This window comes from Synechococcus sp. WC101 (assembly GCF_047461555.1).
Classification (GTDB): Bacteria; Cyanobacteriota; Cyanobacteriia; order Thermostichales; family Thermostichaceae; genus Thermostichus.
In genome coordinates, this window is the sequence record NZ_JANSHG010000018.1 from 1 (window position 1) to 23494 (window position 23494).

Genomic DNA, 23494 nt, shown 5'->3' on the forward strand with positions numbered 1-23494 from the left:
TTCCCGAAGAGGTGAAGGGAGAAGAGTGGAGCCGTCTCGGGGTCAATGTCCACGCCAACTTCGAGCCTCTCTACGTGATCCCCAAGGACAAAAGAAAGGTAGTCAAACAGCTGAAGGAGGCGCTTAAGAAAGCCGACGAGCTAATTCTGGCCACTGACGAAGACCGGGAGGGGGAAAGTATCAGTTGGCACCTGCAACAGGTGCTGCAGCCCAAGGTGCCCACCCGCCGCATGGTGTTCCACGAGATTACCCGCGAGGCCATTCAGGAGGCGCTGCAAAACTGCCGTGAGGTGGATGAACAACTGGTGCGTGCCCAGGAGACCCGCCGCATCTTGGATCGCCTGGTGGGCTATACCCTGTCGCCGCTGCTGTGGAAAAAAATTGCCCCCAAACTCTCGGCAGGGCGGGTGCAGTCGGTGGCGGTCAAGCTTTTGGTGGATCGAGAGCGGGAGCGGCGCGCCTTCAGAAAAGCCTCCTACTGGGATCTCAAAGCGGAGCTGCAGCCCAAAACGACCGTCGCCGGCCAGCAGGCTGTCTTTCCAGCAGAGCTGGTGAGCTTGGGTGGCAAACGCCTGGCCAATGGGCAAGACTTCGATCCCAGCACCGGCCAGCTCATTGCCGGGCGGGATGTGGTGTTGTTGGATCAGGCCCAGGCCGAGGCCCTGCGGGATCGCTTGCTGGGAAAAGCCTGGATCGTCAGCTCTGTGGAAGAGCGCCCCTCCACCCGCAAACCTGCCCCTCCCTTTACCACCTCCACCCTGCAGCAGGAGGCCAACCGCAAGCTGCACCTGTCGGCCCAGCAGACGATGCGCATTGCCCAAAAGCTCTACGAAGAGGGCTACATCACCTACATGCGCACCGATTCGGTCCACCTGTCGGAGCAGGCCATCCGCGCTGCCCGCGCCTGCGTGGAGTCGATGTACGGCAGAGAATATCTCAGCCCCGAGCCCCGTCAGTACACCACCAAAACCAAAGCGGCGCAAGAAGCCCACGAGGCCATTCGTCCTGCTGGATCAGAGTTTCGCCTGCCCAGCCAAACCCCCCTCTCCGGCCAGGAGCTGGCCCTCTACGACCTGATCTGGAAGCGCACCGTCGCCAGCCAAATGGCTGAGGCGCGGCAGACCCACACCATCGTACTCATCGCCGTAGACGATGCGGTGTTCCGGGCCAGCGGCAAGCGCATCGATTTTCCCGGCTTTTTCCGCGCCTATGTGGAGGGATCCGACGACCCAGAGGCGGCTTTGGAAGATCGGGAAGTGCATCTGCCCCTGTTGCGGCAGGGGGATCCCTTGAGCTGCCTGCAGTTGGAGCCGGTGGGCCACGAAACCCAGCCGCCGCCTCGCTATACGGAAGCATCCTTGGTCAAGGTGTTGGAAAGCGAGGGCATTGGCCGCCCCAGCACCTACGCCACCATCCTGAACACCATCATGAGCCGCGGCTACGTCAGGTCGATGGGGAACGCCCTCGTGCCCACCTACACCGCCTTTGCGGTGACCGAGCTGCTGGAAAAATACTTTCCCAACCTGGTGAACACCCGCTTCACTGCCGAGATGGAGCAAACCCTCGATGACATCGCTTCTGGCCAGGCAGACTGGTTGCCCTACTTGCGCCATTTCTTCCTGGGCGAGCAGGGCCTAGAAGGCCAGGTGAAGGCGCGCGAGTTGGAAATCGACTCCGGCCTGGCCCGCTCCATTTACCTGGAGAACCTGCCCGTCAAGATCGGCATCGGCCCCTACGGCCCCTATGTGTCGGTAGAGACTGAATCAGGAGAGGTGCGCGCCAACCTGCCGGAGGATATTCCCCCCGCCGATCTCAGCGCCGAACACATCGAGGAGCTCATCCGGCGCAAGCAGGAAGGTCCCAAGCCCATCGCCTTCCACCCGGAAACCCAAGAGCCGGTCTACGTAATTCCCCAGGGTCCCTACGGCCCCTATGTGCAGTTGGGAGAGGTGTCGGAGGAGAACAAAAAGCCCAAGCGCACCTCCCTGCCCAAAGGGCTGAAGCCGGAGCAGGTCACCCCTGAGATTGCCCTGGGGCTGCTCAGCCTGCCCCGCACGTTGGGGGAGCACCCGGAATCGGGGAAAAAGGTGCAGGCCGGTATTGGCCGCTTCGGCCCCTACGTGGTCTGCGACGGGGATTTCCGCTCGCTGCCTGCCGATGAGGATGTGCTGACCATCAGCCTAGAGCGGGCGCTAGAGCTGCTGGCCCAGCCCAAAAAAGGCCGTGGGCGCGGCTCGGCCAAGCCCCTGCGCGAGCTGGGATCCCATCCTGAGGATGGCGAGCCGGTCACCTTGCACGACGGCCCCTATGGTCTGTATGTCAAGCACGGCAAGGTAAACGCCTCACTGCCCAAAGATCTCTCCCCGGAAGCCGTGACGCTGGAGATGGCACTGGAGTTGCTGGCGGAAAAAGAAGGTTCCTCCGCCAAAGGGAAGGGTCGCTCAACCGGCAAGGCGCAGGCAAAAGCCAGCACCACGGCCAGGAAGGCTGAGGGAGCTGTCCCGTCGGCAGGATCCCAAAAGGAGCGCACCTCGCAAAGCCGCCCTAGCAGCAATGGGACGGCCAAGGCGAGCCATGTTCAAGAGACGGCCCAAACGGGATCCCGTCCCACCATCCTAGAGGTCACTCCCAAAGCGCGGGCCTGAGAACCGTTTCTCCAGCTTGTTACCCCAAAAAATGGGTCCAAAGCCCCGTCCTACCGCTGCGCGGTTCGCCTTTGGCGGGCCGTAGGCCCTAAAGACGCAGGTTCAAGGTTTTGGTCTTTGAAGCTGCCCAGTACCGTGGGGCATAGGGGAACTGACTCGGCCTCGCATGACTCGGCGCGGAGTGCTCCAGCCAACGACTGGGGAGACCCACCTGGGTTAGCGGGCCGTAGACCCCAACGGTAGGCGCCGCTGCTGCTCGCCCAAGCGGAACAGAGTTCTCACCGGTAATCCTGACGCGGGGAGATTCGGCGGCTCCATTGGAGGGCAGCTCGTCTCAGCCTCTCTCCCTCCCGCAAGGGGGGATGTAGGGGGGGCGGTCGGAGCCGGGTAGTTTACGAGAAATTCAAGCCTAGCTGGCTTGCTCGAAGACGCGCTGAACCAAGCCGCTGACGATGGAGAGCACGATGGCGCCGACAAACGCCCAACCAAAGTTGTCGATATTGAAAGCATCCCCGGCCAAAAAGTCGGCAATGGCTAAGCAGATGCCGTTTAAAATCAGCCAAAACAAACCTAGCGTCAGGATTGTAATCGGCAGGGTGATCAACTGCAGAAACGGCTTCACCAAGCTGTTGACTAGCCCAATGGCCAGCGCCGCCACCAAGGCACCTCCAAACCCGGAGACGTGGATCCCGGGCAAAAGCCAGGCCAAAATCATCACGCTCAAGGCCGACATCAGCCAGGTGGCCAAAAGAGCTGCCATACTTCCTCCCTTACCCCGCTGGGGCAGCCATTTCGCCCTCTATGCTATCGAATTGTGAGGGATCCCGGCTGTCGGCACCTCTTCCGGGCTGTAAGTTTGCAACGCCAAAGCATGGATACTCTGCCCCATCTCCTCGGCCAGGGCGGCGTACACCAGGCGATGCCGTTGCAGAGAAGTTTTGCCGGCAAACAGAGGCGACACCACCTGCACGCGGTAGTGCCCCCCGGATCCCTGTTGCCGTTCCCCATGGCCGGCATGGCGGTGTGATTCGTCCTCCACGTGGACGTAGAGGGCTTGCAGCTTCTCAGCCAAGAGCTGCCGAAGGCGGTTCGAGGTGAGCATGGGATCCTTTAAGATTGAGTGCCGGCCTTGGCAAAAGCCGCCTCGACCAGGGGACGCAACTCGTTGCGGGCGTGCATCTCTTGGAGGATGTCGCAGCCGCCCACAAACTCCCCGTCAATATAGATCTGCGGAATGGTCGGCCAGTTGGAAAACTCTTTGATCCCTTGGCGAAGCTCAGGATCCTCCAGCACGTTAATTGCCGTGTAGGGGAAGCCCAAGCTATCCAATATGCGAACGGCGGCGTAGGAAAACCCACACAGGGGCATTTCTGGGGTGCCCTTCATGTAAATCAGCACCTTGTGCGTGCGGACCTGGTTGCGGATTTTCTCTTCCAAAAGGGGATCCAGCATGGTAGCCAGCCAGTTTAGCGACAACAGGGGACAGGCCAATTCGGCTCCTATCGTGATCTCATTTTCATCTGCTTTTGACGAAAAGCGTCAACAGGCATCCTGGAGCTTGGCGGGGGATCCCCCTGCTGACAACAAAAAGTGCTAGAAGGGGAAGCAGTGGAGGTTTCTCACCGGAGGCCATTCATGCTAACAGAGTCCTCTCGTGTTAGCGGGACGAAGTCCTTGCCGTCGGCGGTGGAAAGCCCCGAGACAGGGGGGAGTGATTCTCCCTCTTCTGCCAAGCCGGAGCCAAAACTGGGGTTCTGGCAGCAATTCTGGGAAGACATCGACTGTGTCTTCGAGCGGGATCCGGCGGCGCGCAACCGCTGGGAGGTGCTTCTCACCTACCCAGGGGTACATGCTCTCTTCCTGCACCGCATCGCCCATTGGCTGTGGAAACGGCGCTGCTTTTTTCTGGCCCGCTTGCTCAGTTTCATTTCTCGCTCCTTTACGTTGATCGAAATTCACCCGGCAGCCCGGATTGGACGGCGCTTTTTCATCGACCATGGTTGTGGCGTGGTGATCGGGGAGACGGCGGAAATTGGCGATGACGTCACCCTCTACCACGGGGTTACCTTGGGGGGCACCTCTTGGACCAAAGGTAAACGGCATCCCACCCTAGAAGATGGGGTGATTGTGGGCACAGGGGCGAAGATCCTGGGGCCGGTTCGCATCGGTGCTAGAGCCCGCATCGGAGCCAACGCAGTGGTGATTCAAGATGTGGCCCCCGGCATGACGGTGGTCGGGATCCCAGGTCGAGCGGTCATCCCACCCCATCAACGCCGCATCCCCGCCCATGGCATCGACCTAGATCACCACCTCATGCCTGACCCAGTGGGACGGGCGATCGAGCAGTTGTTGCACCGCATTCAAGAGCTGGAAGCCCAGGTGGCCCGCCTCAACCAAGAGCGGGAACAGGACCGCCAGGATCAGGTCAGATGCGAATGAGGCTGCGGCTATGGCGGGGAGCATCCTTGGTGCCGGCTAACTGTAGAGCAGGTTGGCGGCTCAGAACTCCTGGAAAAAGGGGCAGCACCCAGGGCGGTTCTGCTCAGCTTTGCCCGTCTGGCTGTCTGCCCGGGATAACCCCTCGAGCCCAGTCGGCCTGTTTGCCCTCAACCCCGATTGGGCTGTCCAGAATTTTTGCCCACAACCTTTTTGCAGCTTCCTGAGAGGAGGAGGGCGTTTCTGCAAGCTCTCTGTGCCCAGGAGAAATTTTGCTCTAGAGCGTAGCTTTTTTTGCGGCAAGTCGATAGAGCTTTTTGGATGGAACTAGCTAAGGTGCCGGCGTCCCAGCATTTTGGAGAGGAAGGCTGATGTTGCCGAGCAAGCTCATCTTTTCTGGTCTGGCAGCTCTGCTCAGTTTGGGATCCGCTCCAGCCGCTCTGGCCCAGACACTCCTCCCGCAGCAAACAGTGCTCCTCGACAGCAGACAGAACAGCGCCACCCCTCTACAAGGCAATGTCCTACAAAACATCGTCTTCGTTGTGCCCAGCGCCCCAACGCGGCACTTCGCCGGCAGGTGGGGTTGGCACAGCAGCCCCTCACCGCCCCCCGCCCCCATGACAATTCTTATCCTCAACTCCCAAGCCAACCTGTCCGCCGAGGCAGCCGAGCCCCAGGCCTGTGGCCAGCGCTGCCAGGGATCCCTGCGCCTGCCGTAAAGAAGAGGCTGCTGCTTGTACTTCAGCTAGAAGCCGCAGGAGCCCCGCACTGGACTCCCCACCCCCCACACCCCCCGTGTACGGGGGGCGAAGGGGGACTGGGGGCCGCTCCGTTATGTCAACTCGGCCTGTGGCTGGGGAAAGGATGTAGATGGTGCCAAGGGGATTGCGCTTTTGGGGGCTACTGAAAGCCTGCTTCGTGCCGCCTAGCGGTTGGAGTCGGGTAGTTTACACTGCCCAAGCCCGCAATCCGGCTCGCGGCAATGCTCAGCTCTGCCCGGGTCGGGGTTGATATAATTCAGGGCAATTGTCCGCTGCCGGGCAATAAGAAGTTCTGCAACTTAGCTCTTTGGATTTTGGCGGTGTGTGAGGGATCCCTATGAACCGTTCCCAGCAACTCGGACTCCGGCTTGCTTCAGTGTTCGCCTGTGGGGTAGTGCTACGCACCGCTTTCGCGAACGGTCTGTCGATGCGATCCGCGGCTTGGGCGCAATCAGCTCCCCCGCCCGGCACCCTGGATCTGCGCACCAATGGCGATACCCCCGCCCAACCCTCCCCTACACCTACCCCAGCCGCTGGCGAGCCAGAAGTTTTGGTAGCGGAAGTGGTGGTGGAAGGAACCGACGACCCAGAGTTGATCGAGCAGGTTTACAAGGCTATTCGCACGCGGGCCGGCGAGGTCTCCACTCGCTCCCAACTGCGGGAAGACATCAATGCTGTGTTTGCCACTGGGTTTTTTGCCGATGTGCGGGCGGTGCCCTCCGATACGCCCCTGGGGGTGCGGGTTACCTTTGAGGTCAAGCCCAATCCGATCCTCAAAGCCGTGCGCACAGAAGGGGCAAAAGTTCTGGATCCGGAGGTGCTCAAGAAGGCCTTTGCCGATCAAGAAGGGCGGGTGCTCAACTTTGGCGAGCTGCAAGCGGCAGTGGCCGAGATCGAGCAGTGGTACGCCGACAAGGGCTACGTGCTGGCCAAGGTGACCGACGTGCGCTCCTCCGAAGATGGCACCCTCACTCTGGAAATTGCCGAAGGGGAGATCGAGGACATTCGCGTTCAAGGCAACACCAGAACCCGCGACTTCATCATCACCCGCGAGCTCAAGACCAAGCCAGGGGATGTGTTTAACCGCAACCAAATCCAGAAGGATCTCCAGGCAGTTTTCGACCTTAACCTTTTTCAAGATGTGAATGTTGGGCTCAACCCTGGCCAGGATCCCAACAAGGTGGTGGTGGTGGTGAACGTGGAAGAGCGCCGCACCGGCACCTTGAGCGGCACCATCGGCGTCAGCTCGGCCACAGGGGTCTTTGCCGGCCTCAACGTCTCGGAAGAAAACTTGGGCGGCAACAACCAAAGCGCCAGCTTCAACGTGCAGGTGGGCACCAACGAAACTCTGTTCGATTTGAACTTCACCGACCCGCGCATTGCCACGCTGGAGATCCCCACCTCCTACAACGTCAACATCGCCAACCAGCAGAGCTCCAGCTTTGTCTTCAACGAGGGATTGACCCTGCCCAACGGGGATCCTGTGCGCATCAACCGGCTGGGCGGCAGCATCACCTTCTCGCGCCCCCTTGGAGGCAATTGGCGGGCCAGCTTGGGTGCCCGCGTCCAATTTGTGGAAGCCCGAAACAGCAAAGGCGAGCAGGCTCGCTTTGATGTGCTGGGCAACCCGATTACCTTCAGCGCAAGCGGCCAAGACAGCTATACCAGCCTGCGGTTGGGCCTCATCCACGACACTCGCGACAACCTCAACACCCCCAGCCAGGGATCCGTCTTTCGCCTCTTCACCGAGCAGTCAGTACGTCTGTTCCAGAACGGCCTCAACGCCAACCGCCTCGAGACCAGCTACAGCCAGTTCATTCCCGTCAAGCTGTTCGAGACGCGCAGCGAGCGACCGCAGGTGCTGGCTTTTGACGTGCGGGCGGGCACCACGATTGGCGACTTGGCTCCCTACGATGCTTTCCCCATCGGCGGGGGCAGCTCGGTGCGGGGATTTTTTGAGGGCGGCGTCGGCTCCGGTCGCAGCTTTGCCACGGCGACGGCGGAGTTGCGCTTCCCCCTGTTCGACCCGGTGGGGGCGGTGGTCTTCGCCGACTACGGCACCGATCTGGGCAGCGGCGCGGCGGTCATCGGCAATCCGGCGGCGGTGCGCAACAAGCCGGGCAGCGGCTTGGGGCTGGGGGCCGGCATCCGCATCCAATCTCCCTTGGGGCCGCTGCGCATCGACTACGCCATCGGGCAAGGGGAGGCCGGCCGGCCTCAACTGCACTTTGGCATTGGCGAGAAGTTCTAGCTTGGCGGTGGATCTGCTGCCGGCTTGCTATGGTGAGAGCAAGGGCTCGTGAGGGAAGCAACCCATGAAACGGCAACTCGGCCAATCGTTCCGCGGTGGATCCCTGGTACTCTTGTTCTGTGCCAGCCTAGCCCTGACAGGATGTGGGCCGTTGGCGCGCTTGGGCATTGGCACAACCCCGATTGCCCAGATCGAACAAAATCCTTCCCGCTACACCAATGTGTACGTCCGCGGTCGCGTGGTCAACCAGATAGGGGTGTTCGGCCAGGGTGTGTACGAGATCCAAGACAGCAGCGGCTCCCTCTGGGTCATCACCGACAAGGGCTTGCCGGCCATGAACAGCACCGTAACCGTGCGCGGCAAGGCCCAAGAGGGCATTGTCTTGGGAGGACGCAGCTTCGGGGTGTCGTTGGTGGAAGCGGAGCGCTTCTAGCCGGCCCCCAAGGCCAGCATGGAGACGCGGCCGGCCAAGGTTTTGGCGATCTGCTGCAGAGCTTGGGCAGAAGCAGACTCAGGCTGACCGACCACGATGGGCTGGCCCGCATCTCCCCCCTGGCGCAGAGCAATCTCCAACGGGATCCGCCCCAGCAGTGGGACACCCAGCTCGCGGGCCGTGGTCTCTCCGCCTGCTGAGCCAAAGATGTCGTACTGGCGATCCGGCAGGTCGGGGGGAATGAAGTAGCTCATGTTCTCGACAATGCCGAGGATGGGCACCCCCAACTGGCGAAACATGTTCAAGCCCTTGCGGCTATCCAGCAGGGCCACCGACTGCGGTGTGGTGACGATCACGGCGCCGGCCAAGGGCACCGCCTGCACCAGGGTCAGTTGGGCGTCGCCGGTGCCGGGGGGCATATCCACGATGAGATAGTCCAGCTCCCCCCACTGCACCTGATAGAGAAACTGCCGGATGACGCCGTTGAGCATTGGCCCCCGCCAGATCACCGGCTGATCCCGCCCCACCAGCAGGCCCATCGACACCATCTTGACGCCGTAATTTTCCAGGGGGAAGATGTCTTCGCCGCCGTCCTCCCGCTTGCGCACCAACAAAGAGCGATCCTGGAGGCCCAGCATCAGCGGCACATTGGGGCCGTAGATATCGGCATCCAGCAGCCCCACCCGCGCTCCGCTCTGGGCCAGGGCCACGGCCACATTGACCGAGACGGAGGTTTTGCCCACGCCTCCCTTGCCGCTGGAGATGGCGATGATGTTGCGCACGCCGGGGACAGACTGGCGATCCGGCAGAGAAGGGGAGCGGGGGGTTTCCGCCGTTACTGTGACATCAATGGCTTCAACTGGGGCCAAGCGGCGGATGGCAGCTTTGCACTCGTCCACAATGAATTCCCGCAAGGGGCAGGCCGGCGTGGTCAGCACCAGGGTAAAGGCCACCCGCTTGGGCTCGACGCGAATGTCGCGGATCATGTTCAGTTCCACCAGGCTGCGGCGCAGCTCCGGATCTTGAACCGGGCGCAACGCCTCAAGGATGGCGGCAGCATCGAGGGTGGAGGTGGTCATGGCATTCAAAAACGAGGTAACGGCTCCATTTCTCACTCTAGTCGTTTTTTCTCCCGGCTCTTCGCTGGCTAACCAGGACAGTTGCGAAACTGTCTGCCAAGGCTGGCCCTCTGCCAACCGGCTGGCCTAGGCTGGTTCTGGTTGGAAGACAAGGCTGTTGGCCGACGGAGGAGGGCAATGGTGCCAGCGCTAATCCTGGGAGTCGGTTTGTGGTTGGGCCTGACGTTCTTGGCCCAGTTGCTCCCTCTGCTGGAAAAGAGAGGCTCCCGTCGCCCCTCAAGCTGGGATGAGCCCACTCCCTCCCGCCAGCTGCAGCCCACCTCGAGTTGGGATCCCTCCTGCCGCTACTTTTCTCGCTCGCCCTATCTGCCCTGTGCTGTGAACCCCCTGGGCCCCTGTCGCTGCCCCCACTACGTCGCGCGTTGCCAGAGCTCCACCGACCCAGGAGCGGGGTCAACAGGTTAGTCCCCCTGGTCTCGTGCGGGTATCTTACAGAATTCGTGTGTGGATCTAGACAAGAGTATGGAAATCCGCCCTGCCACCCCTGAGGATGCGCCCGTTCTGTTTGATCTCATTTGTGCTTTGGCCGAGTACGAGAAGCTGAGCCACTTGGTAACGGGATCCGCTGAGCTGCTGCGACAGCATCTGTTTGGCCCCGAGGCCTTCGTTTCGGCGTTGCTGGCGGAGGTAGAAGGGCAGGCGGTGGGCTTTGCTCTTTACTTTCGCAATTTCTCCACCTTCCTCACCCGGCCGGGAATCTACCTGGAAGACCTGTTCGTGTTGCCGGAGTTCCGGGGCAGGGGCATCGGCAGGGCGCTCTTGGCGCGGGTGGCCCAGGAGGCGGTGGCCAAAGGATACGGGCGGCTGGAGTGGATGGTTTTGGATTGGAACCAGCCGGCATTGGAGTTCTACCGGCGCCTGGGCGCCAAGCCACATCCCGAGTGGATCCTGCACCGCGTGGTGGGTGCTGATTTGGAAGCTTTGGCTCGGCTGGCCGAGGATCCCTGGCGAGCTTGAGCAAGTCTTCTGGGATCGCAATTCGGAATGGCCGACGACCAGCCAAAAATCTGAGGGCGTGAAGGGGGGCCGAGACCTCTATGCTTGTATACTTGCGGCTGAGCTGAGCTCAAGGCCAAGCATGAGCCCACCGCAAACCGCTATTCCCCAGGGGGCTGAGATCCTCTGCATTGGCACAGAGTTGCTCTTGGGAGAGATCACCAACACCAACGCCCAATATCTGGCAGCCGAGCTGGCCAAGCTGGGGATCCCCCATTATTACCAAACGGTGGTGGGGGACAACGAAGCCCGCATCCACCACGCCCTGGAGGTGGCCTGCAACCGCTCCCGTTTGATTTTGATCACCGGCGGCCTGGGGCCGACCCCTGATGATCTGACCCACGCGGCGCTGGCCTCTTTCTTCGGGGTGGAGATGGTGGAGCACCCGCAGGTTTGGGAGGAGATCCGGCAGAAGTACGGCCAGCGAGGTATGGAGCCCTCCCCCAGCAACCGCAAGCAGGCCTTTTTGCCTCAGGGGGCAACCGTCCTGCCCAACCCGGTCGGCAGCGCCTGTGGCCTCATCTGGCAGCCGCGGCCCGACCTGCACATCCTCACCTTTCCCGGGGTGCCGCGGGAGATGCAGCAGATGTGGCAGGAGACGGCTGTGCCCTATTTGCGCTCCCTGGGCTGGGGCCAGGAGGTGTTCTACAGCCGCGTGTTGCGCTACTGGGGCATTCCCGAATCGACCTTGGCCGAACGGGTGGGATCCCTGCTGGCGGGGGAAAATCCCACCGTGGCACCCTACGCCAGCCAGGGGGAGGTGCGCCTGCGGGTTACCGGACGCGCCCCCACGCGCGAGGCGGCGGAAGCGTTGATTGCCCCGGTGGTGGAGCAGATTTTACAGGTTTCTGGGGAAGACTACTTCGGCAGCGACGAGGCCACCTTGGCCAGCGTGGTGGGGGAGCTGCTGCTGCAGCGGGGGCAAACGCTGGCGGTGGCGGAATCCTGCACCGGCGGGCTCCTGGGGCAATTGGTGACCGGGATCCCGGGCAGCTCCCGCTATTTTGTCGGCGGGATTGTTGCCTACGACAACCGCATCAAGGAGCAGCTTTTGCGGGTGGATCCAGAGACGCTGCGGCAGCACGGGGCCGTGAGCGAGCCGGTGGCGGCCCAGATGGCCCTGGGGGCCAAGCAAGTCCTCGGCTCCGACTGGGCCCTGAGCATTACCGGCATTGCCGGCCCAGAGGGGGGAACATCCACCAAGCCGGTTGGCCTGGTCTATCTGGGCTTGGCCGACCCGGAGGGGAAAGTGGAAGTGTTGGAGTACCGCTTGGGTAGCCTGCGCGGCCGAGAGGGGGTGCGCTGGTGGAGCGCCCAGACGGCGCTGGATTGCCTGCGGCGGCGCTTGCTCCACTACCCCCTTTCGGGGGGACCCACCTCAGCAAGGCCAAATCCTTGAGTAAGCTGGGGGAGCAGGCAGATCTCGGAGCAGGCTGATGACCCCCGATGCCCTTCAGGCCGGCAGGGAGGCGCTGCAGCAGGGCCGTTTCCAAGAAGCCATCCAACTGCTGGAGGCCTACTTGGCGCAGTCTCGCCAGCGGGGCGAAGCAGGCGCATCCGACAGCCAAGCCCTGGAGGCCCAGATGAACCTGGTGCGGGCCTACCATCAGTTGGGCGAGACGGAGAAGGCGCGGGCGCTTTGTCTGGAACTGCTGCAGCACCCGGATCCGCAGGTGCGAGGCTGGGCCCAAAAAATCCTGCCCCGCCTGCCCCAAACGGTGGAAAAACCCGCTGCTTCCCCACCCTCCCCAGAGCCAGCTCCTGAGGCTCAGCCGCTCTCCAGCCGCCAACGGGCCGGTCAATTGGGCCTGAAGATCCCCCTGCCGGAGCGGGCCGGCCCTCTGCGCTGGGCCAAGTGGGGATCCCTGGGGGTGGGCATTCTGTTCCTCTGGTGGCTGAGTTTTGTGCTGGTGGGCGCTCACCTGGATTTCGGACGGCTGAGTTTTCCGCGGCAGCTTTGGTTTTTGCAGGGGTTGCTGCCCTGGCTGCGCAATGGCCTGCGCTGGTTGGTAGCCGGCAGCCTGGCGGTCAACTTTGGCGTCGGCCTTTTGTTTTTTGCCCCCTGGCTGATGGATCACCTGCACCGGCGGCTGCACAAGCTGCGCTGGGCCACCTTGGGGGAAATCGAGCGCCACAGTCCCGAGACTGCCCGTCTGCTGCAGCGCCTCTGCGCCCAAAAACAGCTAAAACTGCCTCGGCTGGGGGTGATCCCGGAAGGGGGGCCGCTGGCTTTTGTCTATGGCACGCTTCCCGACGGCGGCCGCATCGTGGTCACCCAGGCCCTGTTGCAGCAGCTTGCCCCGGATGAGATTGCCGCCGTCTATGCCCAAGCCCTGGGGCGCATCCTCAACGGCGACATCTTGATCCTGACCCTACTGGGATCCCCCGTTCAACTGGTTTACTTGGCCCTGGAGCAGGTGAGCCAACTGGCAAACAAGCGGCGGGATCTGATCGGGCATGTGGCTCCGCTGCTCTACCTGATCTACACGGTGCTCTCCTATCCCCTGTTTTTCCTCTGTCGCCTCGGCACCTACCACGCCGACCATTTTGCAGTGGAAGCGACGGGCAATCCCAACGGTCTGATGGCCGCTCTGCTCAAAGCGGCTGCCGGCCTGCAGGAGGCCCACAAAAACGACCGCCGCCCCTCTTCGCTGCTGCACTGCACCCGCCTCTTCAGCTTCTTGGACTTCAAAACCACCGCCGCCGCCAGTGCCGCCAGCCGCCTGCGGGATCCCGCCCAAGCCGGCCAAGTCTTTCTCTGGGATCAGCTCAACCCCTGGGCCCGCTGGATGCAGGTCAACTCCAGCCATCCGTTGCTGGGGCACCGCTTCCAGGTCTTGGCGGGGTATGCCCAACGGCTGCGCCTGCTGCCAGAGTTGAGCCTGGGATCCGGACCCAAGTTGGATGGGGCCCGTCTGCAAAGCCGCTTCTGGCTGGATCTGGCTATCTATGCTGCCGAAGTGAGCGGGATGGTAATTGGCTGGCTCCTGGGGCTGATCCTCTATCTGGCGCTGCCAGATCGCCTCGATCCCAAGGTGATTGCGGCAACAGCGGTGGTGGGCTATGGCCTGGGCCTGGGATCCAAGGCGGTCTTGATGTACCGCGGATCCCTGTCGCCCCAGCCGACCGATGTGCTGCACTTGCTGGCCGATCCCGAGGCGGATCCCTGCCGCAGCCAGCCGGTGGAGTTGGAGGGGGAATTGGTGGGGCTGGGACAGGCTGGCTACCAACTGGGGGCAGAGCTGAAGCTGCAAGATGCCACTGGGCTGATGCCGCTGCGCTTCACCTCTCCCCTGGGGCCGGTGGGCAATGTCTTTTTCGGCCTGAAGCGGCTCCGCGCCCTCATGGGTCAGCGCGTCAAGGTGGTGGGCTGGTTCCGCCGGGGCAACACCGCCTGGGTGGATCTGGCCTACGTCCAGGCGGGATCCCAGCAGCTCCACAGCCGTCCCCGCCTGTGGCTGGCGTTGTTCGGCCTGGGAGTCGTCTTGTTCGGCGTCTGGGGGGCCTTCTCTTTTCCCAACCTGCGCTTCTACCTGCGACGGTAGGAGCCGACCGCTAGCGGCGAGAGGCCGTCAACTGCGCCTTGCGCAGCCGCACCGACTTCGGTGTAACCTCCACCAGCTCGTCCTCGCCGATGTACTCCAGCGCCCGCTCCAGGTTCATCTCCACCGGCGCCTGCAAATGCACCAGCTCCTCCCCGCCGGCAGCGCGGTGGTTGGTCAGTTGCTTGGTTTTACAGACGTTCAACTCCAAGTCCTGCGGCCGGTTGTGCTCGCCCACGATCATGCCCTTGTAAACGCGGGTACCTGGCGTAATAAAGAACACCCCTCGGTCTTCCGCATTTTTCAGGGCATAGGTGGTGGCCACCCCCTCTTCAAAGGCGATCAGCACGCCGTTGCGGCGGGTCTCGATCCCCGGCGTCAGGGGACGGTACTCCAAAAAGCTGTGGCTCATGATCCCCTCGCCGCGGGTAATGCGGATGAACTCGCTGCGGAAGCCGATCAGCCCTCGGGCCGGGATGACAAACTCCAACTGGGCCCGTCCGTCCGCGCCTACCATCATGTTCTGCATCTCTCCCCGCCGCTGCCCCAGCCGTTCAATGCAGGCGCCCACCGTGGATTCCGGCACATCCAGCACCAAGCACTCGTAGGGCTCGTAGGGCTGGCCATTTACCTCGCGGAAGATCACCTTCGGCTGCCCCACCTGAAACTCGTAGCCCTCCCGCCGCATGGTCTCCAGCAAAATGCCCAGGTGCAGCTCGCCCCGCCCGGAGACCAAAAAGCAATCGGGGGAGTCGGTTTCTTCCACCCGCAGCGCCACGTTGGTTTCTAGCTCCCGCAGCAGGCGCTCCCGCAATTGCCGCGAAGTAACAAAGGTGCCCTCCTGGCCGGCAAAGGGAGAGTCGTTGACGCAGATCATCACCTGCAACGTCGGCTCGTCCACCTTAATGAGCGGCAGGGCCTGCGGGTTTTCGGGAGAGGTGAGGGTGTAGCCGATGTTGGCCTCGGCAAACCCCGCCACGGCGACGATATGGCCGGCAGTAGCCTCGGTCAGCTCAACACGCTGCAAGCCCTGGAAGCCAAACAGCTTGGTTACCTTGCCCTTGGCAATCGACCCATCTTCTTTGACCACCGCCAACTGATCCCCAAGGCGGATGGTGCCGTTGTGGATCTTGCCGATCACGATCCGGCCCAAGTACTCCGAGTACTCCAGCGTGGTGACCTGTAGTTGCAGCGGCTTGGCCGGATCCCCAATCGGCGGTGGGACATGCTTGAGGATGGCTTCAAAGAGGGGCTTCATGTCCAAGGGGCCGCTGTACCTCCCTTCCAAAAAGGCTTTCAGGTCGGCTTCTTCCAGGGCAAAGCCCTGCAGCCCCGAGGCAAAGAGGTAAGGGAAATCGCACTGGTCTTCGTCTGCCCCCAGCTCCAAAAACAGATCCAGAACCTTGTCGACAACTTTGTAGGGCTCGGCGCGAGGGCGGTCGATTTTGTTGACCACTACGAGCGGGCGCAGGCCTTTTTCCAACGCCTTGCGCAGCACAAAGCGGGTTTGCGGCATCGGGCCTTCGTTGGCGTCCACAACCAACAGACAGCCCTCCACCATGCCCAGCACCCGCTCCACCTCCCCGCCGAAGTCGGCGTGGCCGGGGGTATCGACAATGTTGATCAGGGTTTCGCCGTAGCGGACGGCTGTATTTTTGGCCAGGATGGTGATGCCCCGCTCCCGCTCCAGCGTGTTGCAGTCCAGCACGCAGGCGGGAATGTCCTCTCCCTCGCGGAAGGTGCCCGCCTGGCGCAACAGGGCGTCCACAAGTGTGGTTTTGCCGTGGTCGACGTGGGCGATGATGGCGACGTTGCGGATGGGGAGTGACATAAATAATCAACCCATAAAGTATTGCCCTACAGGCGAGTTTGCCCTAGGGCTGTCTCTATAACTGTAGCGCAAAGAAGCGTTACATTAAGAGATAACAAAGAAACAAGCCGAACTCCCTGGTCGATGCCGACAGGGGCTGCTCAGGGGGTTCTGTCAACTGCGCCGGCAACCAGCCTGGCTCGCCTACATATCGGCGCCGCGCAGGTAAAGCAGCAGAATGACCGCTGGCCCTGCCAGGACGATCAAGGCCAACAGCAGCAACTGCACAAACACTTCGTACTGTCCGAACATGCCCCCAACTCCCAGCGCTTACGTTTTGTATCCTAAGGGCAGCTCTCCCCCTGAGATGAGAGAGCTGTTACAATTCTTCAACACCTGACCCCACTTCACCCCCTGGGGATCCCTAGCGCTCCTGCTGCGCCTGAAACGGCATTGGATCGAGGTTAAACAGCTCCTGCAGAATTTGCATAGCCCTGCGCCGCGCCTCGATGTCCCGCTGGGCCCGCAGTTGCACCATGGGATCATGCAGGATCTTGTTGACAATGCCGCGGGTGAGCGCCTCGATGACCTCCAGGTGCTTTTCGGCGAAGTCTTTGCCCAGGCGGGAGAGGGCTTTTTCCATCTCCTGCTCGCGGATGGACTCCACCTTGTGGCGCAGGCTGGAAATGGTGGGCACCGTCTCCAAGGAGCGCCACCACTCCATAAACTGTTCTACTTCTTCTTCCACCAAGGCTTCGGCGGCCAGGGCCAGCTTTTGCCGTTGGGCGCGGTTTTCTTCCACGATACGGGAGAGGTGATCCACGTTGAACACCTGTACCCCTCTTAGCTTTTCCACGCCGGGATCGATGTTGCGGGGCACCGAGATGTCCACCAACAGCAGCGGCTGATCCGGCTGCAGCACCCCCGCCAGTTGCTCGTAGGTGAGGATGGGCTGGGTGGCGCCGGTGCTGGTGAAGACCAGGTTGGACTCCGCTATGCTACTCAGCAGCGACTCCCAAGGCAATACTTGAATTGGCTGCTCAAATTGCTTGGCCAGCGCTTCTGCCCGCTCCAAGGAGCGGTTGACCACGGTGATATCCACCGCCCCTTTGGCCAAGAGGTGCTGCACCAACAGGCGAGCCATTTTCCCCGCCCCCACCACGGTCACCTTGCCCTGAGAAAGGGATCCCTGCTCCTGCAAGGCCAACTCCACCGCTGCCGAGCTGATGGACATGGCGCCAGTGCCGATCCCCGTCTCGGTGCGGATGCGCTTGCCGGCGGTGATGGCCGCCTTGAAGAGGCGGTTGAGGATGCGATCCATGCCGTTGCAGGCCTGGCCCAGTTGCTGCGCTTTTTTCACTTGCGACAGGATCTGCCCTTCCCCTAATACCAAGCTGTCCAGCCCGGCGGCCACCCGCATCAGGTGCGTCACCGCATCCTGGTAGAGCAGCGTAAACAGGTGCGGGCGCAGTTGGGGCAGCGGGATCCCTTTCGCCTCGGCCAAGAACTGCATCGTCTGTCGGACACCACTTTCCATTTCTGGAGTGACGATGTAGACCTCCAGCCGGTTACAGGTGCTGAGGATCGCCGCTTCCTCAATGTGGGGGTGGGCACGGAGCTGCTGGATCCGCTCCCCCACCTCGGCCTCGGGAATGCTGAGGCGCTCCCGGATCTCCACAGGAGCTGTGCGATGGCTAAGACCGACAACCGCGATAAACATGCCTCTCCGTCGTCTGTACAGCAACAGTTATTAAAAACAGAAACTATGAACAAAAGCAAACTCACCTAGCTAGGACAAGGAAGGCAAGACCGATGTCAAGGGATTGCCTTGTCTCGGCTGCAGCAAGCTTAGGTAACTTTTCTCAGCCTACCTAAACCCTAAGAACAGTATCGAGCCGGTTTTGCAGGATTTTGCTGAAGAGTTATTACGTTTTTTCGGGCAACTGACTGATAGATTTCTTAACTTCCCAAAGGACAAGAGCGACCTTCGCCAGAGGAAAGCCGCCCTTGCCGAGGGAGATGTCGGGCCGGGGATCCGTCAGCGCAGTTGCAGGCTGCGGGGCTGTTGGCCGTCTTTCATATGGATGGTATCCACAAAGCGCACCGTGCGCGACTGGCTGGAGATCACCAAGGTCTCGGTGCGTGCCCCGCCGCCGAAGAAACGCACCCCGCGCATCAGGTCGCCATCAGTAATCCCGGTGGCCGCAAAGAGGACTTCCTTGCCGCTGGCTAGCTCTTCGCATTCCCACACCTTGTCGGGATCCTCGATGCCCTGTTCTTTCAGTTGCCGTCGTGTCTCTTCCACCGGCGGCAGGTAGGTGCCCGCCTGCACCACCTCGGGGTCGTAGATCAGCCGACCTTGGAAGTGGGCGCCGAGGCAGCGCAGCGCCGCCGCCGAGATCACCCCCTCTGGGGCTGCCCCGATCCCCATCAGGGCGTGGATGCCGGTGCCGTTGAAGCCTGCCGAGAGGGCCGCCGAGATGTCGCCGTCGGTAATCAGCTTTACCCGCGCCCCCGCCTCCCGGATTTGGCGAATGAGATCGACGTGGCGCTTGCGGTCCATGACCACCACCGTCAGATCGGAGACCTCCCGATCCAGGCTTTCGGCGATAATCTGAAGATTCTTTTCCGGCGGATAGTCGAGATGTACCTTGCCCTTGGCCTGGGGCGGAGCCGCCAGCTTCTGCATGTAGATGTCCGGCGCGTGCAGAAGGCCGCCTTTTTCGGAGATGGCCAGCACCGCCATGGAGCCGTTTTGGCCCTTGGCCACCAGGTTGGTGCCTTCGCAGGGATCCACGGCAATATCGATTTCCACCAGCTCTTCCACGCGGCAGAACTGCTCGGCGTCCGGGCGCGTACAGATGCCCACCTCTTCCCCGATGTAGAGCATGGGGGCCTCATCGCGGGTTCCCTCCCCAATGACGATGCGGCCGCGCATGGGGATCTGGTTCAGTTTCTCCCGCATGGCCTCGACGGCCACCTGATCGGCGGTCTTGTTGTCGCCTTTGCCCATCCAACGGGCGGCGGCGATGGCAGCCTGCTCCACCACTTCGATGATCTCTAGCCCCAACTTGTTGTCCACGGCGTGCCCCCTTGGTATGTCGGAACGATGAAGGCCAATTAAGGATATCTTCAGACTCTTCCCCTCAGTTTACCAGGCGGGCTTCTTCTCGGGATCCCCTTGCCTCAGCTTTCATAAGCTGAGAAAACAAATCGGCCAAAGTCAAGCAGAAAGAGCGATCCCTGTCTTGCCCGTTGGCTATTGTCGGCTGGGGATCAAGAGTGATAGCCTGGCTTAAAGCCAATAAGTTTTTCTTAAGGCGATTAAAAAAAACGCAATGAAAAGATACGTTTTCGTCAACCGTTCTCAGCAGGTTCAGGTCATCCGAACAATTCCCGGCCACTGGGAGCGCACCCTCTTCCCCGGCCAGTATGCCATTTTCGAGGCAGAGCCGGACGACTACCTGGAGGTTTATAGCTGCTGCTGTTCTACCACCATTTTGGAAGAGCGCCACCCCTGCCGCCGTTTGTTGGACTCCTCACTGCCTGAGGCTGACCCCCACCTGGACAGGCTGGCAGATGCAGTGAACGGATGAATCAGCTTGGGGATCCCGGCTCCTGAGGCCGAGCCTCGGTTTCCTCGCAGGGCAGCTCGGCAGAGGGGGCATCGGGAGGACGGGTGAGGCAACTGCCTCGCGCGGCGTCGCGAAAGGTATCGATGCGCTCCACGCAATTGTGATAGCCACAGTAGGGGCAATAGAGGCGATCCCCTGGCTGGGGCTCCACCACCGCCGGCAGCGGTCACAACAGAAGTGGTAGAGAAACTCCAGCGCCACCCTCATGGCAACCGACTCCCTGACCTGGCAGAGCCGAAAAACGGAAAGAAATGGGGATCCCCTGGATCGCGGCGCTCCAGCTTAGCCAGCCAGTAAGACAAAGTCATTATGAGTATGGTATGTTAGGTTTAGTTTACATTTGTACTTTACCGTAAGGAGCGTCGACTGATGTCTCAGGAAGGATGTCTGCGGGTGGGGCAGCCCGCTCCCGATTTTTCGGCCACTGCCGTTTACGACATGGAATTTAAGACGGTGAGGCTCTCCGACTACCGGGGCAAGAAGTACGTGGTGCTGTTCTTCTACCCCTTGGACTTCACCTTCGTCTGCCCGACGGAGATCACGGCTTTCAGCGATCGCTACGACGAGTTTGCCAAGCTGGACACGGAGATCCTCGGCGTCTCGGTGGATAGCGAGTACTCTCACCTGGCCTGGATTCAGACCGACCGCAAAGCCGGAGGGGTGGGCGAGCTGAGGTATCCGCTGGTCTCCGACCTGAAAAAGGAGATCAGCGCCGCCTACAATGTCCTGGATCCGGCGGCAGGGGTGGCTTTGCGCGGCCTGTTCATCATCGACAAGGAAGGGATCATCCAGCACGCCACCATCAACAACCTGGCCTTTGGCCGCAGCGTGGATGAAACCCTGCGCACCCTGCAGGCCATCCAGTACGTGCAAGCTCACCCCGATGAAGTTTGCCCGGCCAACTGGCAGCCCGGCCAGAGAACCCTGAACCCCGACCCGGTGAAATCCAAGGAGTTCTTCGCGGCGGTTGCCAAGTAGGCTTGTCCAGGCCCTGTCAGGGATCCCGGGTTTTGACACTCCCCCGCCTGAAGGCGGGGGATTCTCACGTAGTCCATAAACGGACTCGTAAAGGCGCTGTCAAGACACCTCTAGACAGTTCCGTGTAGGTATGCTTTTAGACAGTTCCGTGTAGGTATGCTTTGCTGGAGCTTTTTTTTAGCAAAAGGCAGCCCGACAAAGGATCCGACTCTTCTCAACATGACCTTCCGCCTCCCCTCTCCCTCGGGGAGAGGGGCCGGGGGTGAGGGCTAACAGCGCCGAACCCTTTCAAACCGGTTGCCAGTGGAGACGAACAAATGTGGAGACGAACAAATAAAGATCCCCTGGGCTGGCCAGGGGATCCGACAAGACAGAAAGACAAAGGTCGCCGGAATTAGTCCCAGGGTTTCCCGTTGGTGAATTTGTAGGTAACCGGCTCTTTGTTCTTGCCGATGTTGTGATCCACCTTGCCGACGGGCTGGCGCCCCTCGTTGACCTTCTCGGGAAAGACACCATCCTTGGGATGCACCAGTTCCGGCTGTCCACCCGCCGGGATGCGGAAGATCTGGTAGTCCTTGATCTTGAACTCGGAGATCAACTGAGCGCCGAGCGCCAGGCACTGCTCTTTGCGGGCGAAGGTGAGGTAGTTTTTGCCCTCCACCATCTCGGCGGCGCCGCCGGTGGGCATTTCAAACACTTGCCCCGGCTTGCCTGTCCAGGTGATCACATATTTTTCTTCGGTTTCGGCTGCGCTCAACAGCCCTCCGGTGGATCCCCCGAATAGGGGCAACTTTGCCCCCTGACGGGGATCGCCTTCCATCACAGCCATAGCCTACCTTCTCGTCGTCGTTTGCGTTGTTGGGCCGCGCTTGGGGTTGAGGCGCGGAGCACTTTGAATGTACCATCGGCCCGATTTTTGACCCCAGATCTGCCGGCGAACTGTAATTTTTCGTAGCAGATCCAGCTCTGGCGCGGGCGGATCCCGGCTTACTCTCTGAGCCACCATAGAAGCAGGCGGCAGAGCCCCACGTTTGCAACAGGAACGACGCCCATGGCCCAGTGGTCCCTCCATCCCAGTTCCCAGTCCAACGCCAGGGTTGTCCTCATTCCCACTGCCTTTGGCCCAGATACGCAGGCGCCGCTGGCCATCCTCAACGCCGGTGCTGAGCTGTGTGCTTTTGAGCCGCGGTTGGGGATCAATGTGGATGAGATAGCAGTGGCGCAGTTGCCGGGGCTGGTGGATGAGCCGCCCTATGGCATGTGTGAGGCGGCGGTTATTCAGGCTTGGCGACGACAACAGTGGCCGGTGCTGTTGCCTTCGGTCTTGGCGGCCAGTTGGGGAGCCATTCGTGCCCTTTGGAAGCACTACCTCGCCCTGAGTGTGGTGCATTGCAGCGCCCATGCCAACCTGATGCCGCCCGAGGAGATGACCCAGCCGGAGCAAGATATGGGCTATGGCAACGCTGCCTGGGTGGAGTTGCTCTACCAGCATAGGCTGCCGGTGGTGCATGTGGGGCTGCGCAGCGGCAGTGCCCGCGCCTACGCCTGGCTGAAAAACCACGCCAGCCCGATCTTTTGGGCCCAGGATGGCTGGGATCCGGAGCAGGTGGTGGAGGCTTTGCCGGAGCAGCCGGTGTTTTTGGTGGTGGACTGCAGTGTGCTGGATCCCTCTTTGGCGCCGGCGGTGCACCACCCGGAGCCGGGGGGGCTGAGTTGGTTTCAACTGTTAACAACCTGTGAGGCCATCTTCGCCGCCCGCCCTGTGATCGGCCTTTCCTTGGGAGGAGTGGCGGTGGGAGCGGCGACGCGGCCAACCGCCCGCGTGGTGGCCCGCCTGCTCAATTGGCTGCTGGCCTGCTACGGCCTCTACTCCCTGAAGCTGGCCCCCAACCCCGCTACGCTCGAACGGCCCGAAAATAGATCGCGAACCTCTTGAGCCCGGCTTATGAAGGCTTTCTACCGGCAGGTGCTTTTTCCGAGGTTGCTGGATTGGGCTCTGGCCAGCAAGCGTCTGGAGAGCTATCGGCGGCAGCTTCTGGCCCAGGTGCGGGGAGCGGTCTTGGAGATCGGCTTTGGCACCGGCCTCAACCTGGCCTGCTACCCAGAGCACATTCAAAAAATTACAGTGGCAGATCCCAACCCCGGCATGGGATCCCTGGCCCGCCGCCGCATCGCGGCTTCCTCCATCGCCGTCGATTGGCTGGTGGCGGACGCCCAAGAGCTGCCTTTTTCGAACCAGAGTTTTGACAGCGTGGTCAGCACCTGGACCCTGTGTAGCATCCCCGATTTGGCCAAGGCTTTGGGGGAAATCCGGCGGGTGCTGCGGGTGGGGGGCAAGCTGTTTTTTCTCGAGCACGGCCTCAGCCCGGATCCCCAGGTGCAAAGCTGGCAAAGGCGTCTCAACCCTATCCAGAGGGCGATCGGAGATGGCTGCAACCTAGACCGAGATATGGCTGGCCCTGGCAACCGTTAGCCTGCCCTCAACTAGCTCTTTGATTGGCGTTCTCCCCCCTTTCATCCCCCGTATACGGGGGGAAAGGGGAAGAGCGGGATCTGCGCCGCCAAGGTTTCGGTCAAGACTCCGCTAGACTAAAACCTGTACCTGGCAATTCCCACCTTCTATGGGCGATCCTCTCACCCCTCAAGTTAGCGAGCGCATCTGCAAGCACATGAACGAAGACCACGCCGATGCCGTGGCCCTCTACGCCAGGGTCTTCGGCCAGGTGGAAGGAGTGGTCCAGGCCCGTATGGAGGCCATCGACGCGGAAGGAATGGACTTACAGGTGGAGGTGGATGGGGCTGTGCGGAAGCTGCGCATCCCCTTTGATCACCCTCTCAAAGATTCTGAAGATGCCCACCACACCCTGA

The 23494-nt window shown here is 61.5% G+C and carries 24 protein-coding genes; 14 read left to right on the plus strand and 10 right to left on the minus strand.

The window, feature by feature from the left end:
* Positions 1-2645 (plus strand): type I DNA topoisomerase (gene topA, locus NW809_RS02355; protein WP_414401446.1); only part of this gene is annotated, 2645 nt, incomplete at its 5' end.
* Positions 2646-3054: 409 nt separating this feature from the next.
* Here the strand turns inward: topA and NW809_RS02360 are convergent.
* Genes NW809_RS02360 through grxD form a run of 3 tightly spaced genes read right to left on the minus strand, consistent with a single transcriptional unit; the run spans position 3055 to position 4094 of the window.
* Entirely contained in the window at positions 3055-3405 is a 351-nt protein-coding gene (locus tag NW809_RS02360) for a phage holin family protein (RefSeq protein ID WP_099812424.1), read from the minus strand.
* A 39-nt stretch (positions 3406-3444) separates the two neighbouring features.
* Positions 3445-3747 carry a BolA family protein gene (locus tag NW809_RS02365; RefSeq protein ID WP_414401447.1) on the minus strand — a complete coding sequence of 101 codons (303 nt, stop codon included), beginning with the start codon at positions 3745-3747 and terminating at the stop codon, positions 3445-3447.
* Between the two features lie 8 nt (positions 3748-3755).
* A complete protein-coding gene (grxD, locus tag NW809_RS02370; protein ID WP_168173360.1) occupies positions 3756-4094 on the minus strand; it encodes a Grx4 family monothiol glutaredoxin in 339 nt (112 codons plus the stop codon).
* Positions 4095-4280: 186 nt separating this feature from the next.
* Between grxD and cysE the strand changes: the two genes are divergently transcribed.
* From cysE to NW809_RS02390, 4 genes are all read left to right on the plus strand, one after another.
* The gene (cysE, locus tag NW809_RS02375) at positions 4281-5084 is read left to right on the plus strand and encodes a serine O-acetyltransferase (protein ID WP_011429460.1); all 804 of its coding nucleotides are present in this window, start codon (positions 4281-4283) and stop codon (positions 5082-5084) included.
* 368 nt (positions 5085-5452) lie between these two features.
* Positions 5453-5800, plus strand: coding sequence for a hypothetical protein (locus NW809_RS02380; protein ID WP_099812426.1), 348 nt, complete (start codon positions 5453-5455; stop codon positions 5798-5800).
* Positions 5801-6269: 469 nt separating this feature from the next.
* Positions 6270-8093, plus strand: coding sequence for a BamA/TamA family outer membrane protein (locus NW809_RS02385; protein WP_414401448.1), 1824 nt, complete (start codon positions 6270-6272; stop codon positions 8091-8093).
* Between the two features lie 64 nt (positions 8094-8157).
* A complete protein-coding gene (locus tag NW809_RS02390) occupies positions 8158-8526 on the plus strand; it encodes a hypothetical protein (protein WP_011429456.1) in 369 nt (122 codons plus the stop codon).
* Here NW809_RS02390 and NW809_RS02395 read toward each other — a convergent pair.
* Complete coding sequence (locus NW809_RS02395; protein ID WP_011429455.1) at positions 8523-9605, minus strand: Mrp/NBP35 family ATP-binding protein; 1083 nt, start codon at positions 9603-9605, stop codon at positions 8523-8525. The two genes, NW809_RS02390 and NW809_RS02395, sit on opposite strands and share 4 nt — an antisense overlap.
* A gap of 177 nt (positions 9606-9782) precedes the next feature.
* Here NW809_RS02395 and NW809_RS02400 point away from each other — a divergent pair, with 177 nt between their 5' ends.
* From NW809_RS02400 to NW809_RS02415, 4 genes are all read left to right on the plus strand, one after another.
* On the plus strand, positions 9783-10070 hold the full coding sequence (locus tag NW809_RS02400) for a DUF6464 family protein (RefSeq protein WP_228375415.1): 288 nt from the start codon (positions 9783-9785) through the stop codon (positions 10068-10070).
* Positions 10071-10127: 57 nt separating this feature from the next.
* Positions 10128-10622 (plus strand): GNAT family N-acetyltransferase, encoded by a 495-nt coding sequence (locus tag NW809_RS02405; RefSeq protein WP_011429452.1) that lies wholly within the window; start codon positions 10128-10130, stop codon positions 10620-10622.
* Positions 10623-10743: 121 nt separating this feature from the next.
* Complete coding sequence (locus NW809_RS02410; RefSeq protein WP_414401449.1) at positions 10744-12060, plus strand: competence/damage-inducible protein A; 1317 nt, start codon at positions 10744-10746, stop codon at positions 12058-12060.
* 37 nt (positions 12061-12097) lie between these two features.
* On the plus strand, positions 12098-14206 hold the full coding sequence (locus tag NW809_RS02415) for a M48 family metalloprotease (RefSeq protein ID WP_414401450.1): 2109 nt from the start codon (positions 12098-12100) through the stop codon (positions 14204-14206).
* 10 nt (positions 14207-14216) lie between these two features.
* Here the strand turns inward: NW809_RS02415 and typA are convergent, their stop codons facing one another.
* The 4 genes from typA to glpX all read right to left on the minus strand — a co-directional run bounded on the left by typA (position 14217) and on the right by glpX (position 19095).
* On the minus strand, positions 14217-16034 hold the full coding sequence (gene typA / locus NW809_RS02420) for a translational GTPase TypA (RefSeq protein WP_011429449.1): 1818 nt from the start codon (positions 16032-16034) through the stop codon (positions 14217-14219).
* 183 nt (positions 16035-16217) lie between these two features.
* Positions 16218-16325 carry a photosystem II reaction center protein Ycf12/Psb30 gene (psb30, locus tag NW809_RS02425; RefSeq protein ID WP_011429448.1) on the minus strand — a complete coding sequence of 36 codons (108 nt, stop codon included), beginning with the start codon at positions 16323-16325 and terminating at the stop codon, positions 16218-16220.
* Between the two features lie 112 nt (positions 16326-16437).
* Complete coding sequence (locus tag NW809_RS02430) at positions 16438-17733, minus strand: glutamyl-tRNA reductase (RefSeq protein ID WP_011429447.1); 1296 nt, start codon at positions 17731-17733, stop codon at positions 16438-16440.
* A gap of 318 nt (positions 17734-18051) precedes the next feature.
* The gene (glpX, locus tag NW809_RS02435) at positions 18052-19095 is read right to left on the minus strand and encodes a class II fructose-bisphosphatase (protein ID WP_011429446.1); all 1044 of its coding nucleotides are present in this window, start codon (positions 19093-19095) and stop codon (positions 18052-18054) included.
* A gap of 256 nt (positions 19096-19351) precedes the next feature.
* Here glpX and NW809_RS02440 point away from each other — a divergent pair, with 256 nt between their 5' ends.
* The gene (locus tag NW809_RS02440) at positions 19352-19609 is read left to right on the plus strand and encodes a DUF1830 domain-containing protein (protein ID WP_011429444.1); all 258 of its coding nucleotides are present in this window, start codon (positions 19352-19354) and stop codon (positions 19607-19609) included.
* 1 nt (position 19610) lies between these two features.
* On the opposite strand, the gene NW809_RS02445 is transcribed toward NW809_RS02440, so the two are convergent.
* Positions 19611-19802: a hypothetical protein gene (locus tag NW809_RS02445; RefSeq protein ID WP_414346927.1), complete on the minus strand. Its 192-nt coding sequence runs from the start codon at positions 19800-19802 to the stop codon at positions 19611-19613.
* 215 nt (positions 19803-20017) lie between these two features.
* Here NW809_RS02445 and NW809_RS02450 point away from each other — a divergent pair, with 215 nt between their 5' ends.
* Positions 20018-20626, plus strand: coding sequence for a peroxiredoxin (locus NW809_RS02450; protein ID WP_011429441.1), 609 nt, complete (start codon positions 20018-20020; stop codon positions 20624-20626).
* 394 nt (positions 20627-21020) lie between these two features.
* Here NW809_RS02450 and NW809_RS02455 read toward each other — a convergent pair whose 3' ends face one another.
* Positions 21021-21455, minus strand: a complete 435-nt coding sequence (locus tag NW809_RS02455) for a photosystem I reaction center subunit II PsaD (protein WP_369781438.1) — start codon at positions 21453-21455, stop codon at positions 21021-21023.
* Positions 21456-21677: 222 nt separating this feature from the next.
* On the opposite strand from NW809_RS02455, the gene NW809_RS02460 reads away from it, so the two are divergent.
* From NW809_RS02460 to NW809_RS02470, 3 genes are all read left to right on the plus strand, one after another.
* Positions 21678-22562 carry an arginase family protein gene (locus tag NW809_RS02460; protein ID WP_414401451.1) on the plus strand — a complete coding sequence of 295 codons (885 nt, stop codon included), beginning with the start codon at positions 21678-21680 and terminating at the stop codon, positions 22560-22562.
* Between the two features lie 9 nt (positions 22563-22571).
* Positions 22572-23099, plus strand: coding sequence for a class I SAM-dependent methyltransferase (locus NW809_RS02465; protein ID WP_414401452.1), 528 nt, complete (start codon positions 22572-22574; stop codon positions 23097-23099).
* A 148-nt stretch (positions 23100-23247) separates the two neighbouring features.
* Positions 23248-23494: DUF2470 domain-containing protein (locus NW809_RS02470; protein WP_414401453.1), on the plus strand; the 247-nt coding region annotated here is incomplete at its 3' end.

Coding starts and splice junctions, on each gene's coding strand:
- NW809_RS02360 (WP_099812424.1), bottom strand. CDS start 3,405: ATGGCAGCTCTTTTGGCCACCTGGCTGATGTCGGCCTTGAGCGTGATG.
- NW809_RS02365 (WP_414401447.1), bottom strand. CDS start 3,747: ATGCTCACCTCGAACCGCCTTCGGCAGCTCTTGGCTGAGAAGCTGCAA.
- cysE (WP_011429460.1), top strand. CDS start 4,281: ATGCTAACAGAGTCCTCTCGTGTTAGCGGGACGAAGTCCTTGCCGTCG.
- NW809_RS02380 (WP_099812426.1), top strand. CDS start 5,453: ATGTTGCCGAGCAAGCTCATCTTTTCTGGTCTGGCAGCTCTGCTCAGT.
- NW809_RS02385 (WP_414401448.1), top strand. CDS start 6,270: ATGCGATCCGCGGCTTGGGCGCAATCAGCTCCCCCGCCCGGCACCCTG.
- NW809_RS02390 (WP_011429456.1), top strand. CDS start 8,158: ATGAAACGGCAACTCGGCCAATCGTTCCGCGGTGGATCCCTGGTACTC.
- NW809_RS02395 (WP_011429455.1), bottom strand. CDS start 9,605: ATGACCACCTCCACCCTCGATGCTGCCGCCATCCTTGAGGCGTTGCGC.
- NW809_RS02400 (WP_228375415.1), top strand. CDS start 9,783: ATGGTGCCAGCGCTAATCCTGGGAGTCGGTTTGTGGTTGGGCCTGACG.
- NW809_RS02405 (WP_011429452.1), top strand. CDS start 10,128: ATGGAAATCCGCCCTGCCACCCCTGAGGATGCGCCCGTTCTGTTTGAT.
- NW809_RS02410 (WP_414401449.1), top strand. CDS start 10,744: ATGAGCCCACCGCAAACCGCTATTCCCCAGGGGGCTGAGATCCTCTGC.
- NW809_RS02415 (WP_414401450.1), top strand. CDS start 12,098: ATGACCCCCGATGCCCTTCAGGCCGGCAGGGAGGCGCTGCAGCAGGGC.
- typA (WP_011429449.1), bottom strand. CDS start 16,034: ATGTCACTCCCCATCCGCAACGTCGCCATCATCGCCCACGTCGACCAC.
- psb30 (WP_011429448.1), bottom strand. CDS start 16,325: ATGTTCGGACAGTACGAAGTGTTTGTGCAGTTGCTGCTGTTGGCCTTG.
- NW809_RS02430 (WP_011429447.1), bottom strand. CDS start 17,733: ATGTTTATCGCGGTTGTCGGTCTTAGCCATCGCACAGCTCCTGTGGAG.
- NW809_RS02440 (WP_011429444.1), top strand. CDS start 19,352: ATGAAAAGATACGTTTTCGTCAACCGTTCTCAGCAGGTTCAGGTCATC.
- NW809_RS02450 (WP_011429441.1), top strand. CDS start 20,018: ATGTCTCAGGAAGGATGTCTGCGGGTGGGGCAGCCCGCTCCCGATTTT.
- NW809_RS02455 (WP_369781438.1), bottom strand. CDS start 21,455: ATGGCTGTGATGGAAGGCGATCCCCGTCAGGGGGCAAAGTTGCCCCTA.
- NW809_RS02460 (WP_414401451.1), top strand. CDS start 21,678: ATGGCCCAGTGGTCCCTCCATCCCAGTTCCCAGTCCAACGCCAGGGTT.
- NW809_RS02465 (WP_414401452.1), top strand. CDS start 22,572: ATGAAGGCTTTCTACCGGCAGGTGCTTTTTCCGAGGTTGCTGGATTGG.